This window comes from Vibrio sp. LB10LO1, from assembly GCF_010092875.1.
Taxonomy (GTDB): Bacteria; Pseudomonadota; Gammaproteobacteria; order Enterobacterales; family Vibrionaceae; genus Vibrio; species Vibrio campbellii.
The window spans coordinates 74,379-91,127 of record NZ_JAADJW010000021.1 but is presented as its reverse complement, the minus strand read 5'-3'; the positions used below and the strand labels follow the sequence as shown (position 1 = coordinate 91,127).

Annotated in this window: 19 protein-coding genes; 15 read left to right on the top strand and 4 right to left on the bottom strand. The window is 44.8% G+C overall.

All coding sequences use genetic code 11. The annotated features are described in order from the left end of the window. Positions 1–57: 57 nt before the first annotated feature. Positions 58–639 carry a nucleoside triphosphate pyrophosphatase gene (locus GXP65_RS15950; protein ID WP_162093241.1) on the bottom strand — a complete coding sequence of 194 codons (582 nt, stop codon included), beginning with the start codon at positions 637–639 and terminating at the stop codon, positions 58–60. Positions 640–788: 149 nt separating this feature from the next. On the opposite strand from GXP65_RS15950, the gene yceD reads away from it, so the two are divergent. The 15 genes from yceD to GXP65_RS15875 all read left to right on the top strand — a co-directional run bounded on the left by yceD (position 789) and on the right by GXP65_RS15875 (position 13,964). Further along, complete coding sequence (gene yceD / locus GXP65_RS15945; RefSeq protein WP_005444794.1) at positions 789–1,313, top strand: 23S rRNA accumulation protein YceD; 525 nt, start codon at positions 789–791, stop codon at positions 1,311–1,313. A 59-nt stretch (positions 1,314–1,372) separates the two neighbouring features. Further along, on the top strand, positions 1,373–1,543 hold the full coding sequence (rpmF, locus tag GXP65_RS15940) for a 50S ribosomal protein L32 (protein WP_005396978.1): 171 nt from the start codon (positions 1,373–1,375) through the stop codon (positions 1,541–1,543). 10 nt (positions 1,544–1,553) lie between these two features. Continuing rightward, positions 1,554–2,579: a phosphate acyltransferase PlsX gene (gene plsX / locus GXP65_RS15935; RefSeq protein ID WP_038889875.1), complete on the top strand. Its 1,026-nt coding sequence runs from the start codon at positions 1,554–1,556 to the stop codon at positions 2,577–2,579. A 5-nt stretch (positions 2,580–2,584) separates the two neighbouring features. Then, positions 2,585–3,535: a beta-ketoacyl-ACP synthase III gene (locus GXP65_RS15930; RefSeq protein ID WP_005531469.1), complete on the top strand. Its 951-nt coding sequence runs from the start codon at positions 2,585–2,587 to the stop codon at positions 3,533–3,535. A gap of 76 nt (positions 3,536–3,611) precedes the next feature. After that, positions 3,612–4,535 carry an ACP S-malonyltransferase gene (fabD, locus tag GXP65_RS15925; protein WP_045400776.1) on the top strand — a complete coding sequence of 308 codons (924 nt, stop codon included), beginning with the start codon at positions 3,612–3,614 and terminating at the stop codon, positions 4,533–4,535. Between the two features lie 34 nt (positions 4,536–4,569). Further along, entirely contained in the window at positions 4,570–5,304 is a 735-nt protein-coding gene (fabG, locus tag GXP65_RS15920; RefSeq protein WP_005444803.1) for a 3-oxoacyl-ACP reductase FabG, read from the top strand. Positions 5,305–5,549: 245 nt separating this feature from the next. Next, a complete protein-coding gene (gene acpP / locus GXP65_RS15915; protein ID WP_004406112.1) occupies positions 5,550–5,783 on the top strand; it encodes an acyl carrier protein in 234 nt (77 codons plus the stop codon). Positions 5,784–5,876: 93 nt separating this feature from the next. Further along, a complete protein-coding gene (fabF, locus tag GXP65_RS15910) occupies positions 5,877–7,124 on the top strand; it encodes a beta-ketoacyl-ACP synthase II (protein WP_162093240.1) in 1,248 nt (415 codons plus the stop codon). 108 nt (positions 7,125–7,232) lie between these two features. Then, a complete protein-coding gene (gene pabC, locus GXP65_RS15905; protein ID WP_162093239.1) occupies positions 7,233–8,048 on the top strand; it encodes an aminodeoxychorismate lyase in 816 nt (271 codons plus the stop codon). Beyond that, complete coding sequence (mltG, locus tag GXP65_RS15900) at positions 8,045–9,061, top strand: endolytic transglycosylase MltG (RefSeq protein WP_162093238.1); 1,017 nt, start codon at positions 8,045–8,047, stop codon at positions 9,059–9,061. The genes pabC and mltG overlap by 4 nt, the downstream gene beginning before the upstream one ends. Next, on the top strand, positions 9,058–9,690 hold the full coding sequence (tmk, locus tag GXP65_RS15895) for a dTMP kinase (RefSeq protein ID WP_038889879.1): 633 nt from the start codon (positions 9,058–9,060) through the stop codon (positions 9,688–9,690). Before mltG ends, tmk begins: the two co-directional genes overlap by 4 nt. Positions 9,691–9,714: 24 nt before the next feature. Next, complete coding sequence (locus GXP65_RS15890; protein ID WP_038889880.1) at positions 9,715–10,677, top strand: DNA polymerase III subunit delta'; 963 nt, start codon at positions 9,715–9,717, stop codon at positions 10,675–10,677. Further along, entirely contained in the window at positions 10,668–11,435 is a 768-nt protein-coding gene (locus GXP65_RS15885; protein ID WP_162093237.1) for a TatD family hydrolase, read from the top strand. The genes GXP65_RS15890 and GXP65_RS15885 overlap by 10 nt, the downstream gene beginning before the upstream one ends. A 444-nt stretch (positions 11,436–11,879) precedes the next feature. Then, positions 11,880–13,310, top strand: coding sequence for a PTS glucose transporter subunit IIBC (gene ptsG, locus GXP65_RS15880; protein WP_162093236.1), 1,431 nt, complete (start codon positions 11,880–11,882; stop codon positions 13,308–13,310). A 252-nt stretch (positions 13,311–13,562) separates the two neighbouring features. Then, on the top strand, positions 13,563–13,964 hold the full coding sequence (locus tag GXP65_RS15875; protein WP_005425675.1) for a hypothetical protein: 402 nt from the start codon (positions 13,563–13,565) through the stop codon (positions 13,962–13,964). A 73-nt stretch (positions 13,965–14,037) separates the two neighbouring features. Here GXP65_RS15875 and GXP65_RS15870 read toward each other — a convergent pair whose 3' ends face one another. The 3 genes from GXP65_RS15870 to GXP65_RS15860 form a co-directional block, all read right to left on the bottom strand. Then, complete coding sequence (locus tag GXP65_RS15870; protein ID WP_005536518.1) at positions 14,038–14,136, bottom strand: MetS family NSS transporter small subunit; 99 nt, start codon at positions 14,134–14,136, stop codon at positions 14,038–14,040. Further along, entirely contained in the window at positions 14,136–15,596 is a 1,461-nt protein-coding gene (locus GXP65_RS15865) for a sodium-dependent transporter (RefSeq protein ID WP_162093235.1), read from the bottom strand. Before GXP65_RS15865 ends, GXP65_RS15870 begins: the two co-directional genes overlap by 1 nt. Positions 15,597–16,076: 480 nt before the next feature. Next, positions 16,077–16,667, bottom strand: coding sequence for an outer membrane beta-barrel protein (locus GXP65_RS15860; RefSeq protein ID WP_162093234.1), 591 nt, complete (start codon positions 16,665–16,667; stop codon positions 16,077–16,079). Positions 16,668–16,749 lie beyond the last annotated feature (82 nt).

Here is a 16,749-nt window from a genome sequence, read left to right as displayed (position 1 = left end):
CCGATTCCCGATTCCCGATTCCCGATTCCCGATTCCCGATTCCCGATTCCCGATTCCCTACAAAACCTCTAACCCTTGCTTTTGCAGCATATCGATCAAATCAATCAGTGGCAGGCCGACTAGTGTATTTGGGTCTTTACCGACTAACTTGTTAAACAGGCAAATGCCCATTCCCTCGCTCTTAAAACTGCCGGCGCAATAAAACGGTTCCTCTCTGTCTACGTAACGCTCGATTTGTTCGCGAGTCAAATCCCTAAAATGCACTTCAAAAGTATCGAAGCCGACTTCAGTATGATTAGTTGCCGTGTTATGTACCGCAAGCCCGGTATAAAAAGTGATGGTTTTACCGCTTTGAGCTAATAACTGCTTGAGCGAGTTTTCTCGATTTAGTGGCTTGCCGACAATTTGGTCATCGATGACACAAACTTGGTCACTGCCGATGACCAAACTGTCCTGAGTTGTGTGGCAAGAAGTCGCTTTTCCCATCGCGAGCCTTTGAACCAGTTCTAAAGGGGATTCATTAGGTAAAGGAGTCTCATCACAGTCTGGTGATAAACAAGTAAAAGGTACTGCTAGTTTTTCCAGCAGTTGTTTACGAAAAGGGGAGGTTGAGGCTAAAACCAGTTGGTAATTTTTCATTTTGAATTACAATTCGCAAAAGCATTTCCGATAGGATAATCGATCAAAATCGATTCTGGCTAATGCTCTGTACGTTAAGCGTAAAAAAGTACAACTTTTTTGCCTTTTTCTTTGACTAATTTTGATTTGGAAGATAATATTCGCGCCCTATGCAAAAGGTAAAAATACCGCGAACGGTTGATCCGGCGAAGTCCGCACAGAAACGATTAGATTACGATGGCATCATCCAAGCTAGTCTTTTCAAGCGCTTAGCGGAAACAACTGAAGGCGTAAAACGCGACGCAGAAGTCTCATTGTCATTTGATATTGATGAACAGCGACTTGTTGTTATCTCTGGTAAAGCTAACATCGAAGTCGATTTAGAGTGTCAGCGTTGTAATGAGGTATTCACACACATGTGTGAAGTTGAATTCCTTTACACTCCTTACTACGGTGAGAAGACGGAAGAGGAAGCACCAGAAATTTATGATTTGGTAGATCTAAATGAGTACGGTGAATTAGACCTTATACAACTGGTTGAAGACGAGTTCATCTTAACATTACCTCAAATCGCAATGCACGATGATGCGGATTGTAGCGTTGACTCAAATAACATGGTTTTTGGTGAGATTCCTGAAGAAATTGAGGAAGAAAAACCGAATCCATTCGACGTTTTGAAAAATCTGAAAAAGTAACTGGTGTGGTAGCCGCTTCTTCTTTAGGTTTTTAACCCAATAGTATAGGAGTAGGGTCAATGGCCGTACAGAAAAACCGTAAAACTCGTTCTAAGCGCGGTATGCGTCGTTCACACGATGCGCTAACTACAGCTGCACTATCTGTAGACGCGACTTCTGGTGAAACTCACCTACGCCACAACGTAACTGCTGAAGGTTACTACCGTGGTCAAAAGGTTATCAACAAGTAAGGTTGAACCTTTGCAAAGTATTACCGTTGCACTTGATGCAATGGGCGGGGATTTCGGTCCACGCGTAACAGTGCCTGCCGCCGTGCAGGCACTGTCTCATTTCCCAGAGCTAAAAGTGATTCTTATAGGTGATCAATCCCTGATCACGTCTCAATTATCTCAACTAGGTACCTCTACCAGTTCTCGTTTGAGCATTCTTCACAGCGAGAAAGTGATATCCAATTCAGAAAAGCCCTCTTTAGCATTACGTAATAGCCAAAATAGCTCCATGCGTATGGCCATTGATCTCGTTTCTGACAACGAAGCAGATGCTTGTGTGAGCGGTGGTAACACAGGAGCCTTGATGGCGCTCTCACGATTTGTTCTTAAGTTGCTTCCTGGTATTGAGCGTCCTGCTTTAGTTTCCGCCTTACCGACCATCAGTGGTAAACGTACTTGGATGTTAGATCTTGGTGCGAACGTGTCGTGCGATGCTGACTCGTTGTTTCAGTTTGCCGTGATGGGCAGTGCATTAGCAGAAGAGCACCTAGGTCGACCTCCTCGTGTTGCTGTGCTAAATATCGGCGCAGAAGAAATTAAAGGTAATGATTTAGTCAAACGCTGTGCAGAAATGCTTTCTCAAACCGACGCAATCAATTTTGTCGGTTATATTGAAGGTAATCAAATTTTGCATGACGTTGCCGATGTCATCGTTTGTGATGGCTTTGTCGGTAACGTATGCTTAAAAGCCAGCGAGGGAACAGCGCAACTCTTTATCGAAAAATTAAAAACCAGCATGATGGCATCGACGATAAAGGGTTGGATTGCTAGAAAGTTGTTTTCTCGGCTATTTAATGAACTAAAAACACTGAACCCCGACCAGTATAACGGCGCAAGTTTGCTAGGATTGCGCGGCATTGTCATAAAAAGCCATGGAAGTGCGGATGTATCTGCGATTGTCAATGCACTTGGCGAGGCAGTACACGAGGTCAAACGACAAGTACCAAGCCGTATTAGCGATCGTTTGGAAGCGGTTTTACTCGAGAGGCATTATTAGTCTTCATGTATAGCAAAATTTTAGGTACTGGCAGCTACCTGCCATCTCAGGTGCGTACTAACGCAGACCTAGAGAAAATGGTAGATACAAGTGATGAGTGGATCGTTGCTCGCACGGGTATTAAAGAGCGTCGAATTGCAGCAGAAGATGAAACTGTTGCGGACATGGCATTCTACGCAGCTGAAAACGCTATCGATATGGCCGGCATTGATAAAAATGATATCGACCTAATTATCGTTGCTACCACGAGCAGTAGCCATACTTTCCCTTCATCTGCGTGTCAGGTGCAAGGAAAGCTTGGCATTAAAGGTTGTCCTGCATTCGACTTAGCCGCTGCTTGTTCAGGCTTTGTATACGCATTGTCTGTTGCTGATCAGCACATCAAATCAGGTATGTGTAAAAACGTACTCGTGATTGGCGCAGACGCATTGTCTAAAACGTGTGATCCAACGGACCGTTCAACCATCATCCTATTTGGTGATGCGGCTGGAGCAGTAGTGATTGGTGCGAGCGAAGAGCCAGGCATCATCTCTACACACGTATACTCAGACGGCCAATTTGGCGATCTGTTGAGCTTACCTGTGCCAGAGCGCGGCAAAGATGCCGACAAATGGCTGCACATGGCAGGTAACGAAGTATTCAAAGTGGCAGTAACTCAGCTATCTAAGCTAGTGAAAGACACGCTTGAAGCGAACGACATGCACAAGTCTGAACTAGACTGGCTAGTGCCGCATCAAGCGAACTACCGAATTATCTCAGCGACAGCGAAGAAACTTTCGATGTCACTAGACCAAGTCGTGATTACACTTGATAAACACGGCAACACATCAGCAGCAACTGTGCCAACAGCACTAGATGAAGCGGTACGTGATGGTCGTATTAAGCGTGGTCAAACTCTGCTTCTTGAAGCGTTTGGCGGCGGATTCACTTGGGGCTCAGCTCTGGTGAAATTCTAAGTTTCACAAGAATTCAAAATTTAAGATGCGCTACGGTGCATCTTATTTCTTTTTACTTTGCTTAAAGGAAAACAACATGAGCAAGTTTGCTATCGTATTTCCAGGCCAAGGTTCACAAGCTGTAGGTATGCTTGCTGATCTAGGCGAACAATATGACGTAGTAAAACAAACATTTGCAGAAGCATCTGACGCACTAGGTTACGACCTATGGGCGCTTGTTCAAAATGGACCTGCAGAAGATCTAAACCAAACTTTCCGTACACAGCCTGCATTGCTAGCTTCATCTGTTGCTATCTGGCGCGTATGGCAAGAGCTTGGTCTTGAGCAACCAGCAAACCTAGCGGGTCACAGCCTAGGTGAGTACTCAGCATTAGTATGTGCTGGCGTGATTGACTTTAAAGAAGCAATCAAACTGGTTGAGCTACGTGGTCAACTTATGCAAGAAGCCGTACCAGCAGGTACTGGCGCAATGTACGCGATCATCGGTCTAGATGATGAAGCGATTGCAAAAGCTTGTGAAGAAGCAGCGCAAGGTGACGTAGTTTCACCAGTAAACTTCAACTCGCCTGGTCAAGTTGTTATCGCAGGTAGCAAAGACGCAGTAGAGCGCGCGGGCGCACTATGTAAAGAAGCGGGTGCTAAACGTGCACTTCCTCTCCCTGTTTCAGTGCCTTCACACTGTGCACTAATGAAGCCAGCAGCAGAGAAACTAGCGGTTGCGCTAGAATCTATCGAGTTCAACGCACCACAACTTCCTGTTATCAACAACGTTGATGTGGCAGCAGAAACGGATCCTGCAAAAATCAAAGACGCACTTGTTCGTCAACTTCACAGCCCAGTTCGTTGGACTGAGAGCGTGCAACTAATGAGCGAGCAAGGCGTAGAAAATCTTCTTGAGCTTGGTCCTGGCAAAGTACTGACAGGTCTGACTAAACGTATCGTGAAAACACTAAGCGCAGCAGCTGTTAACGACGTAGCGTCGTTAGAAGCCGCTAAGTAATTCGTTCACGATAAGAAAAGGAAAACACAACATGATGAATCTAGAAGGTAAGATCGCTCTAGTGACAGGCGCGAGCCGTGGCATTGGTCGTGCGATTGCTGAGCTTCTTGTTGAGCGCGGTGCAACGGTAATTGGTACTGCGACTTCTGAAGGTGGCGCAGCGGCTATCAGTGAATACCTAGGTGAAAACGGTAAAGGTCTAGCACTTAACGTAACTGACGTTGAGTCTATCGAAGCAACCCTAAAAACCATCAACGATGAGTTCGGTGCAATCGATATTCTTGTTAACAACGCAGGTATCACTCGCGATAATCTACTAATGCGTATGAAAGATGACGAGTGGAACGACATCATCAATACAAACCTAACGCCAATCTACCGCATGTCTAAAGCGGTTCTGCGCGGTATGATGAAAAAACGCGCAGGTCGCATCATCAACGTCGGTTCTGTTGTTGGTACTATGGGTAACGCTGGTCAAACGAACTACGCAGCAGCGAAAGCAGGCGTAATTGGTTTCACTAAATCAATGGCTCGTGAAGTCGCTTCTCGTGGCGTAACGGTTAACACAGTGGCTCCTGGTTTCATCGAAACTGACATGACTAAGGCGCTAAATGATGACCAACGTGCAGCAACGTTGTCGAACGTGCCGGCAGGTCGTCTAGGTGACCCACGTGAAATCGCATCAGCAGTTGTATTCCTAGCTTCACCTGAAGCGGCTTACATTACTGGTGAAACTTTGCATGTAAATGGTGGCATGTACATGGTTTAATGCACAGTTCGTGCAAAATAAGCTATTTTACTTTGTGAAAAATAGCCTATAGTTGCTGTTAACTGTCATTAAGTTGTCATGCTCATGCGCAACATTTGTGCATGATTTAAGTCAAAAATGTATTGAAATTCGGTTAAATTCGCTAATTTTGTGGTTTGACCAGCAAGGACCCCCTTGCAACTTTCAATAGTTCGAATAAACTACGGAATCATCGCATTAGGCGAAATCTGTAAAGGAAAAGAAAAATGAGCAACATCGAAGAACGCGTAAAGAAAATCATTGTTGAACAGCTAGGTGTAGACGAAGCAGAAGTTAAAAACGAAGCTTCATTCGTTGACGATCTAGGTGCTGATTCTCTAGACACTGTAGAGCTAGTAATGGCTTTAGAAGAGGAATTCGACACTGAGATTCCTGACGAAGAAGCTGAGAAAATCACTACTGTTCAAGCTGCAATCGACTACGTAAACAGCGCTCAGTAATTATCTCTCCCAGGCGGTCTCCTAGACCGCCTGTGTTCTTTCTAACTTCTTCTATCCTCTCATAGAAACATTCAATTCCCGGAGAATTATATCGTGTCCAAGCGTCGTGTAGTTGTCACAGGCATGGGTATGTTGTCACCGGTAGGCAACACAGTAGAATCATCTTGGAAAGCCCTGCTAGCAGGTCAAAGCGGTATCGTAAACATCGAACATTTCGATGCAACGAACTTCTCGACTCGTTTTGCTGGTCTTGTGAAAGATTTTGATTGCACAGAGTACATGTCTAAGAAAGATGCTCGTAAGATGGATTTATTCATCCAGTACGGCATTGCAGCGGGTATCCAAGCACTGGATGACTCTGGCTTAGAAATTACCGAAGAAAACGCAGCTCGAGTTGGTGTAGCAATCGGCTCAGGCATCGGCGGTCTAGACCTAATCGAAACAGGCCATACAGCGCTTGTTGAAAAAGGTCCTCGCAAAGTTAGCCCATTTTTTGTTCCTTCGACCATCGTAAACATGGTTGCAGGTAACCTATCTATCATGCGTGGTCTTCGTGGTCCAAACATCGCGATCTCTACGGCATGTACTACAGGTCTACACAACATCGGCCACGCAGCGCGTATGATTGCATACGGTGATGCTGAGGCGATGGTTGCTGGTGGTTCAGAGAAAGCATCTACACCACTAGGTATGGCTGGTTTCGGTGCAGCGAAAGCACTTTCAACTCGTAACGATGAGCCTCAAAAAGCGTCTCGTCCATGGGATAAGGGCCGTGATGGCTTTGTTCTTGGTGACGGTGCGGGCATGATGGTTCTTGAAGAATACGAGCACGCAAAAGCACGTGGCGCTAAGATCTACGCGGAGCTAGTTGGCTTTGGTATGTCTGGCGACGCTTACCACATGACTTCTCCAAGTGAAGATGGTTCAGGTGGCGCTCTAGCAATGGAAGCGGCAATGCGTGACGCAAACATCACAGGTACTCAAGTTGGTTACGTGAACGCTCACGGTACATCGACGCCTGCTGGTGACGTTGCTGAGATCAAGGGCGTGAAACGTGCTCTTGGTGAAGAAGGCTCTAAACAAGTATTAGTATCTTCAACTAAATCTATGACTGGTCACCTTTTAGGTGCTGCAGGCTCAGTTGAAGCGATCATCACAGTTCTTTCTTTGGTAGACCAAATCGTTCCACCAACGATCAACCTAGATGATCCTGAAGAAGGCCTAGATATCGATCTTGTGCCGCATACTGCGCGCGAAGTTGATATGGAATACGCAATCTGTAACTCGTTTGGCTTCGGCGGTACGAACGGTTCGCTAGTATTCAAAAAATTCGCTGAGTAAAAATCTCTAACACTGTTTTAGAGAAGCGATACTTGTATTCTAACGGCTCGATGCTTAGCATTGAGCCGTTTTGTTTTATTTGTCGATCAGAAAACAAAGGGTATCTGAATGTTCTGGGTAAATGGACTTCCACAAACGCATGTTCCGCTTGGTGACCGCTCGTTTCAATATGGCGATGGCTGCTTCACCACCATTAAGACTAAGCACGGTCGGTTGGAGCTCTGGCAAGCGCATATTGAGCGAATGGAAGCGTGCCTAAAAACATTACACATCCCTTTTCCTGATTGGAGCCAAGTGTTCGATTGGGTAATGAAAGCGGTCTTGAGTGACGAGTTTGCTGGAATCAAAATTCATATCAGTCGTGGCACTGGAGGGCGAGGGTATAGTCCCAGTGGTATTGAAGGGCCAGTAGTGACTATTTCGAATTTTGCGTTCCCTTCTCATTACTCTTTATGGCAAGAAAATGGCGTGCAGCTAGGGGTTTGCGAAACTCGCTTAGGTATTCAACCACTCCTTGCTGGCCATAAGCACAACAACCGGCTAGAGCAGGTTCTCGCAAAGGCAGAAATTGATGATTCTGAATTTGCCGATGCTGTGACGTTAAATGTGCAAAATCATGTCATTGAAACTACAATGGCAAACCTTTTTTGGGTTAATGATAAGAAGGTTTACACACCGGAGTTGAATTTGTCTGGTGTGGCTGGCGTAATGCGCCGTCAGGTATTGGAATTACTCCAAGCTGAAGGTTACCCAGTGCAGGTAGCCGAGTTCACACTGGCTGATTTGCTTGATGCAGAAGAGGTGTGGATGTGTAACTCATTATTGGGTGTCGCGCCGGTTTGCGGTATTTCAACACCAGATAACAAGATTGAATTTCCAATTGGAAAATTGACACGACGACTTCAAGGGAATCTAAATTCGTGATTAAAAAACTGTTTGCTTTTGTTGTACTGATTGCCGTTATTGGTGCAGCTGGTGTTTTTTACGTTGTTTCACAGACTAAGCAATACGTTAACTCGCCAATTCTAATAGAGCAGCCACAACTGTTTACCGTTGAAAATGGTACTAGCTTTCACCGTGTCATGCGTGATTTGGTGAAAGACAATATTATTGAAGCCTCTGATTACACTCGCTTAATGCCTCACCTTTACCCAGAGCTTCTTCAAGTGCGAGCAGGCACTTACCAACTTGAGCCAAAAGTTTCGCTTTATCAAACGTTAGAACAGCTCAATACCGGCAAAGAGCATCAATTTGCGATTACTTTTGTCGAAGGCAGCCGTTTCTCTGAGTGGGTTGAACAGCTAAGAGCTGCACCTCATGTAAAACATGACTTAACTGGTTTGTCTGAAAAAGAAATGGCAGAAAAGCTGGGTATTGAACGTGAGAAGCTTGAAGGTTTATTCCTTGCGGAGACTTACCATTACACTGCTGGCGCAAGTGAAAGCCAGATCTTAGAGCGTGCACACAGCAAGTTAAACAAGATTCTTGATGAACAATGGGAAGCGCGTCAGGACAAGTTACCACTGAAAGATAAATATGAAGCGCTGATCCTAGCTTCTATTATTGAGAAAGAGACGGCAATTGATGCTGAGCGTGAACGTGTCGCATCAGTCTTTGTTAACCGTCTCAATAAACGTATGCGTCTGCAAACGGATCCGACCGTTATCTACGGTATGGGTGATGCGTACGATGGTAATATCCGTAAAAAAGATTTGCGTACACCAACGCCATACAACACATATACAATCAATGGTTTGCCGCCAACGCCTATAGCTATGGCAGGTGAAGCGTCGATTGAAGCTGCTTTAAACCCAGAAAACAGCAACTATCTATATTTCGTAGCAAGTGGAAAGGGCGGACACGTGTTTTCAAAATCCCTTGCTGAGCACAACCGTGCTGTACGTGCCTATTTAAGAGAACTAAGAAAGAACAAATGATGAAAGCAAACTTTATTGTCGTTGAGGGCCTAGAAGGCGCGGGTAAAAGCACTGCGATTAAAACTGTTTTAGACACACTTAAGGCTGCGGGTATCGAAAATATCGTCAATACGCGTGAGCCGGGTGGTACGCCACTCGCAGAGAAAATGCGTGCGCTTGTCAAAGAAGAGCACGAAGGCGAAGACCTGAAAGACATGACAGAGCTGCTTTTGCTTTACGCCGCGCGTGTTCAGTTAGTTGAGAACGTGATTAAACCAGCACTAGCAAACGACCAATGGGTGGTGGGTGACCGTCATGATTTGTCCTCTCAAGCTTACCAAGGTGGTGGCCGCCAGATCGATGCATCACTGATGAAGAACCTGCGCGATACAACGCTAGGTGAGTTTAAGCCTGCTTTCACATTGTACATGGATATCGATCCGCGTGTTGGTCTTGAGCGCGCACGTGGCCGTGGTGAACTAGACCGCATCGAAAAAATGGACATCAGCTTCTTTGAGCGTACCCGTGAGCGTTACTTGGAGCTTGCGAATGCAGATGACTCTATCGTAATTATCAACGCAGAACAGTCGATTGAAGACGTGGCACAAGATATCAAAGCTGCGCTTAATAAATGGCTAGCAGCGCAGTAAGCAGAGTGTGGATTGAGGTAATTCATGTTAAATGACTTTCCATGGTTACAACCCGTTTGGGATAACCTCAAAGTAAGTTTGGATTCCGAAAGAGTTCCAGGTGCCTTGCTGTTGCAAAGTGCGCAAGGGTTAGCCGTTGAGAAGTTGGTCGAACTCTTTAGTCATTCGCTTTTGTGCCAAAACTACACCAGTGAAGCGTGTGGTTTTTGCCACAGCTGTCAGCTAACGCAATCAAACAGCCACCCTGACTTACACTGGATCAAACCAGAGAAGGAAGGGAAATCCATTACCGTTGACCAGATTCGAGCATGCAATCGTCTTGCGCATGAATCGTCTCAGCTAAATGGCTATCGTGTGTTTATCATTGAACCTGCGGATGCGATGAACGAATCAGCGTCGAACGCGTTGCTCAAAACACTCGAAGAACCTGGGCAGAAGTGTTTGTTCTTGCTTGTCACGCATAACCAAGAACGATTACTCCCAACCATCCAAAGCCGTTGTCAGCAGTGGGTGGTGACGCCACCTTCGACAGAACAAGCGATGAGTTGGATGAGCGAGCAGGGTTCTTTGAAAGTGCCAGCTTACGCGCTTAAGCTGAACATGGGCTCCCCAATTAATACACTAGAAGCAGTAAAAAATGGCGACCTTGATGAGTACCAGGCATTTGAGCGCAGTTTGATTGAGACTTTGTCTTCTCCTGTTTCTGATGTGTTCCAATGTGCGTCTTTGATGGCCAAGAACCCAGATAAAGCGTTGGATTGGGCTTGGTATTTATTAACTGATGCACAGAAAGCGCAATTTGGTGTGGCTGAGGCAGACCAGTTGCCAGGGGCTGACAAGTTTCAACCGAACAACTACAACGGTTTATACTCAGCAGCACAAAAATTACTCGAGTTAAAGGCTCAAATGCAAACCTTCCCAGGCTTGAACCTTGAGCTACTATCAATGAATTGGTTAATTGAATCACGAGAGGCATTATGTTCGTAGATTCTCACTGTCATTTAGACAAATTGAATTACGATGATCTTCACATCAATGTTGAAGACGTTATTAACAAAGCAAAACAAGCGAACGTAACAGAGCTTTTATCTGTGGGCGTTACGCTGGATTCCTTCCCTAAAATGCTGGAACTGATCACGCCGTATGAAAATGTCTACGCGTCTTGTGGTGTCCATCCTCTCGATGTAGAAAGTGACTTCTCGATGGAGGTGTTATGCCAGCATGCTTCTCACAATAAAGTCGTTGCGATTGGTGAGACAGGCCTAGACTACCATTACAAGCCAGAGATGGCAGCGTTACAACAAAAGCGTTTTGAACAGCAAGTTGACTTAGCGGTAGAGTTGAACAAACCACTTATCATCCATACCCGCAATGCGCGCGAAGATACATTAGAAATTCTACGCAATGGCGGTGCAGAAAAATGTGGTGGTGTGATCCACTGCTTTACTGAAGATCTAGCTTTTGCAGAAGCGGCGCTTGATTTAGGTTTCTACATCTCAATTTCGGGTATTGTGACCTTCCGTCAAGCAACAGAATTGAAGGAAGTTGTAAAAGCTTTGCCCCTTGAAAAGTTGCTTATAGAGACTGATTCACCATATCTTGCGCCTGTTCCGCACCGCGGAAAAGAGAACCAACCAGCCTTTGTAGTGGAAGTTGCGGCTTACATTGCACAGCTAAAAGGGTGTTCATTATCTGAAGTCGGGCAAAAAACCACCGAAAACTTCCGAAATCTTTTTTTGCGATGAAAAATCAAGAAACGGTTTAAAAAGGGGCGAAAGCCCCTTTTTTGTTTAGAAATGCGCCAAAAAGATCATTTAGTTTAATGTTTACTAAATTTGTTGATTTAAGCGCATTCAAATTCATCAAATGTAATTTTGTTACTAAAAATAACATCGACCTTTATTTTATTTACGCCTTAAAATTAATTATGTAGATAATAAAATCTTTATAAAACAGTAATATAAGTTTAATGCAAACCTTTTCATTGGCTGTTTTTCGGTGTGATCCAAGACTTGTTTTGAAACTAAATTTCGTAACTGTGTGGAAAGTTTGAGGGCCATCAATATATATTTAGAGCCGGAAAATATAATGCCTCGTGTGGTTACATTTTCATTGGGTGCTAACATTTAGGCTACGGGGGTGTGCCGTTAGTGCCCAAATAATACTTATAATTTATCAGGAGCATAAACATGTTTAAGAACCTTTTTGCAAACCTGCAAAAAGTTGGTAAAGCTCTGATGCTACCAGTATCAGTGTTGCCAGTCGCAGGTATCCTACTAGGTGTTGGTGCTGCCCACCTAAGCTTCATTCCAGAGGTTGTATCTAACCTAATGGAACAAGCTGGTGGTTCAGTATTCGGCCAAATGGCACTTCTATTTGCTGTTGGTGTAGCTCTAGGCTTCACGAACAACGACGGTGTAGCTGGTCTAGCTGCTATCGTTGGTTACGGCATCATGACAGCAACGCTAGGCGTTATGGCTGGCATCATGGGCGTTGAGAAAATCGACACAGGTGTACTAGGTGGTATCCTTGTCGGTGGTGTTGCTGCTTGGGCATTCAACCGTTTCTTCAAAATCCAACTTCCAGAGTACCTTGGCTTCTTCGCTGGTAAGCGTGCAGTGCCAATCATCACTGGTTTCGCTGCGATCTTCCTTGCAGTTGTTCTTTCTTTCGTATGGCCACCAATCGGCGGTGCAATCTCTGCATTCTCTGACTGGGCTGCACACCAAAACCCACAACTTGCGTTCGGTATCTACGGCGTAGTTGAGCGTTCTCTAATCCCATTCGGTCTACACCACGTATGGAACGTACCATTCTTCTTCGAAGCAGGTACTTGTGTGAACGCTGCTGGTGAAACACAAAACGGCGTACTAACTTGTTACCTAGTTGCTGATGAAGCTTCTCGTGCTGCTGGTAATGGCTTCGGTCAGCTAGCGGGTGGTTACATGTTCAAGATGTTCGGTCTACCAGCTGCAGCAATCGCAATTGCTCACTGTGCTAAACCTGAAAACCGCGCGAAAGTAATGGGTATCATGGCGTCAGCTGCTCTGACTTCATTCCTAACAGGTATTACTGAGCCAATCGAATTCTCATTCCTATTCGTTGCTCCACTACTATACGGTATCCACGCTCTACTAGCTGGTTCTGCGTATGTTGTTGCTAACACGCTAGGCTTTGTACACGGTACATCATTCTCACACGGCCTGATCGACTTCCTAGTTTTATCTGGTCACGCTCAGAAGATGGGTCTGATGGTAGCTGTTGGTCTAGTTTACGCAGTAATCTACTACGTAGTATTCCGCACAGTAATTACTGCTCTTGACCTTAAAACTCCAGGTCGTGAAGACGAATCTGAAGAAGCTGTTGCAACTTCTGGTTCTGACATGGCAGGTGAGCTTGTTGCAGCATTCGGCGGCAAAGCAAACATCACTGGTCTAGACGCATGTATCACTCGTCTACGTGTAGCAGTAGCTGACACAGCTGCAGTTGACCAAGACAAACTAAAACAACTAGGCGCTGCTGGTGTTGTAGTTGTAGCAGGTGGTGTTCAGGCTATCTTCGGTACTAAGTCTGACAACCTGAAAACTGAAATGGATGAGTGGATTCGTAACCACGGCTAATCTCAGTCATTCATGATAGAAAGGAGGCTTCGGCCTCCTTTTTGCGTATTATCCTTTTCGTTCTCCATCCAACGTTGCGTATTCTTCTCGCTTCTCTCTTCTTAGGGCTTACTTTCTGACATTGTTGTTGTGATCCCTGACTCAGCCTTACCTTTGTGGCCTTTTTCGTACGTCATTCTTACTCATTACTGACATAATAAAATGCCACCATGTTTGAATTATGTACGCCGTTTTTTAAGAGTGATGACGTGTATGAAAAAGCAAATAATGTTGGCAGCTGCACTGTTCCCGAGTGTTAGCATGGCAGCAAATCAACCGACAAACTTCTCTGTTGGTATGGCAGTGGATCAGCAGCTAAGTGTTGTGATTGAAATTGAAGATAAGTATCGCGGTATTATTGGTAACGATGGTATGGCGTTTGATTACATCGCCAAGCGCGGCTCATTTGATCAAAGTATGCCGTTAACATGGTACGTAGGTATCGGTGGTTGGTATGAATGGGATGACGAATTTGGCGTTCGTGTGCCATTAGGTCTGAACTGGGACCTATCGAAAGGCTGGGACCTTTACGCTCAAATTCATCCAGAGCTAGAACTTTACAAAGGGCCGGACCTACAAATCGGTGGGGCACTTGGTATCAAGTACAGTTTCTAAATGGACACAAAAAATGCCGGCGTAGAGCCGGCATTTTGTTTGTAAAACTTATCTGTTCTATGAATTAACGGCGTTATTGCTGTTTATTCATTGCTCTTTTGATGCATACCGCAGCGCCACCCCAAGTGATGCCAAGACCGATAACCATCATGATGATTGCACTTGTAGTCATTATGCTTTCTCCTTGCTCGCAACATTAATCAGTACACCAAACACAAACAGCGCAGCAATCATTGCCCAACCTAGTGTAAGGTCGTAGCCGCCGTAGCCCTCTGTTAGAAGTGCGTACAGTTTTGTCGCCAAGATAATCGCTAGCATGATCGGAGTGATGAAGCGTAGACAGACTTCAAACCATTGACCTACAGAGAAGTCAGAGCGTTCGTTTACGTAGCGACGAACTTCCGGTACTTGTTTCAGCAACAATGCCATCAGAAGGATTTCTACTAGGCCACCTACCATAATACCGACGTTGTTTGCGAAATGGTCAACAAGGTCAAGCAGAAGTAGACCGCCATTGGTTGCAAATGCCATTGAGACCACAAAACCCGTACCAATCACAACATTCGCAGCTTTCTTACGGCTCCACTTCAGCTTGTCGATAACCGCTGACGTTACTGCTTCCATGATTGAGATGTGCGAGCTTAAACCAGCCACAACCAAAGCAAAGAAGAATAGGGGACCAAGAATGTATGGTGCTGGTAGCAAGTTAATTGCCGCAGGTAACGTAACAAATGCTAAACCTACACCCGCTGATACAACCTCAGTCAGAGGTTTGCCTTGTTCTTGAGCCATGTAGCCCAACACAGAGAAAATCATGATGCCTGATAGAATCGAGAAACCGCAGTTGATCAATACCGTCATGAAGGCGTTATTGGTGATGTCTGATTTCTCTGGCAGATAGCTTGAGTAAGCCAGCATGATGGCAAAGCCGATACTCAACGTGAAGAAGATCTGACCGTAAGCGGCTGCCCATACCTTCACATCCCAGATTTTGCTGAAGTCAGGTTCGAACATATAGTTCACACCGTCTAGTGCGCCAGGAAGGAAGATCATACGGCCAATCAAGAAGATCACCATAAAGAATAAGATAGGCATCATGATCTTAGACGCACGCTCGATCCCTGATTTTACGCCACTCACAATCGCTGTGTAGGTAATGGCCCAAGCAATTAGCATAGACACTGCGATCTTCCATTGAATGCTGCCTAAATCCGTTGGAGAGTTATCACCAAGCTTTAGGTATTCACTGAAGAAGAAAGCGTTGGTATCTGAACCCCAACTTTGGGTAAACGACATGCCAAAGTAAGAAATTGCCCAACCAATCACGGCTACGTAGTAAACGGCGATAACAGCGGCGACACCCACTTGGAACCAGCCAAGCCACTCAAACTTGGAATGAATTTTGGCCAGTGTTTTTGGTGCAGAACCACGGTATTTTTGACCCATGCTGAACTCAAGGATCATAAAAGGAATACCAGCAGTGATCATGGCAAAAAGGTAAGGAATGAAAAAGGCACCACCACCATTTTCGTAGGCCATGTATGGGAAACGCCAGATGTTACCCAAACCGATGGCTGAACCGACTGCGGCTAAGATGAATCCCGCACGGGATCCCCATTGTTCTCGCTTCATATTTGACTCCTGTACGACTCCCTAAGGAATGAAGCTCTTCTCGGCAACCTGCAATCCAGAAGAATAAAGAACAACTGTTATCCGTCAGTCTTTTGTCCAATATTCGGTATTGTTATTAAATTCTGGAGTTTTGCTTTGTATTGCCTAACAAGAAATAGAATTAAATGCTTTAAATTTTGATGTGTGTTTGTGAAAGCTGAAACATTCTTCTGCTTTATGTTGTCAGACTAACTTTTTACATTATTTAGCGCAATAGATTCTAAATGTTAATGGCGATATTTTATCTAGTATAAATATTGTTAATTAGTGGTTTGCTAGGCTATCTGACCAGTTATTGTAGGTAGTTTTTGAAATAAAATATTGATGCTTGGATGTGATCTTGGTCAAATTAACTGTTTTTATGTATTAGGGCGTATCTCTGTATTCGATACGCCCCATAGAGGATTTTTCGCCAAAATCATTCTTTGAAAGTGAAAGTTATTAGAAGCGGAAACTAAAGCCAATATTGGATTGGAATTGGTTCATCCAGTCGGTCTCAAACTTGATGATGCAAGATGAGCCATCAGTCGGAAGGACACATGCACCAGAGGTATCATTATCCACAACGGTGCCCAACCAACGGATCTGAGCCGTCATGGCAAAGTTTTTTGAAAATTCATATTCGAGACCAGCGAAAGCACTGGCCGAAAAACCATATTTGTCACTAACCCAATCCGCATTGGTATAAGAGCCACCTAAACCAAGTCCGACATAGGTTTGCCACCCTTGAGAAAGTGGGTAGTAAATACTGCTTTGAAACTGCAGGTAGTGAACATCTATCGAGTTATTGATGTCTTGTAATTCAGAAGATTGATTAGAGTAAAACAAACCAATACGACCCATTTCAAAAGGGGTTTCTACCGATAACGCGTAGTTAATAGAAGGGTCTAAATCGTAGGTACGTTCCTTTTGATCCTCGACTTCCCCACCTCCTGTAAAGCCGACATAGGGGGTAACGATAACGTTTGCTTGAGCAGTCATAGAACAACCCAATAATACACTCCCCATTAGCCAGCCAACTTTATAGTTCATTTGCTATCTCCTTATTATGACTAAGCTAATTGTGATGCCTTAGTCAAAATCGTGCGACTAAATTAAGCAAATCTTGAACATA

Bases quoted from the DNA above. Each gene is read 5' to 3' on its own strand.
- GXP65_RS15950 (WP_162093241.1), bottom strand. From the start codon at position 639: ATGAAAAATTACCAACTGGTTTTAGCCTCAACCTCCCCTTTTCGTAAA.
- yceD (WP_005444794.1), top strand. From the start codon at position 789: ATGCAAAAGGTAAAAATACCGCGAACGGTTGATCCGGCGAAGTCCGCA.
- rpmF (WP_005396978.1), top strand. From the start codon at position 1,373: ATGGCCGTACAGAAAAACCGTAAAACTCGTTCTAAGCGCGGTATGCGT.
- GXP65_RS15930 (WP_005531469.1), top strand. From the start codon at position 2,585: ATGTATAGCAAAATTTTAGGTACTGGCAGCTACCTGCCATCTCAGGTG.
- fabD (WP_045400776.1), top strand. From the start codon at position 3,612: ATGAGCAAGTTTGCTATCGTATTTCCAGGCCAAGGTTCACAAGCTGTA.
- fabG (WP_005444803.1), top strand. From the start codon at position 4,570: ATGAATCTAGAAGGTAAGATCGCTCTAGTGACAGGCGCGAGCCGTGGC.
- acpP (WP_004406112.1), top strand. From the start codon at position 5,550: ATGAGCAACATCGAAGAACGCGTAAAGAAAATCATTGTTGAACAGCTA.
- pabC (WP_162093239.1), top strand. From the start codon at position 7,233: ATGTTCTGGGTAAATGGACTTCCACAAACGCATGTTCCGCTTGGTGAC.
- tmk (WP_038889879.1), top strand. From the start codon at position 9,058: ATGATGAAAGCAAACTTTATTGTCGTTGAGGGCCTAGAAGGCGCGGGT.
- GXP65_RS15890 (WP_038889880.1), top strand. From the start codon at position 9,715: ATGTTAAATGACTTTCCATGGTTACAACCCGTTTGGGATAACCTCAAA.
- GXP65_RS15885 (WP_162093237.1), top strand. From the start codon at position 10,668: ATGTTCGTAGATTCTCACTGTCATTTAGACAAATTGAATTACGATGAT.
- ptsG (WP_162093236.1), top strand. From the start codon at position 11,880: ATGTTTAAGAACCTTTTTGCAAACCTGCAAAAAGTTGGTAAAGCTCTG.
- GXP65_RS15875 (WP_005425675.1), top strand. From the start codon at position 13,563: ATGAAAAAGCAAATAATGTTGGCAGCTGCACTGTTCCCGAGTGTTAGC.
- GXP65_RS15870 (WP_005536518.1), bottom strand. From the start codon at position 14,136: ATGACTACAAGTGCAATCATCATGATGGTTATCGGTCTTGGCATCACT.
- GXP65_RS15865 (WP_162093235.1), bottom strand. From the start codon at position 15,596: ATGAAGCGAGAACAATGGGGATCCCGTGCGGGATTCATCTTAGCCGCA.
- GXP65_RS15860 (WP_162093234.1), bottom strand. From the start codon at position 16,667: ATGAACTATAAAGTTGGCTGGCTAATGGGGAGTGTATTATTGGGTTGT.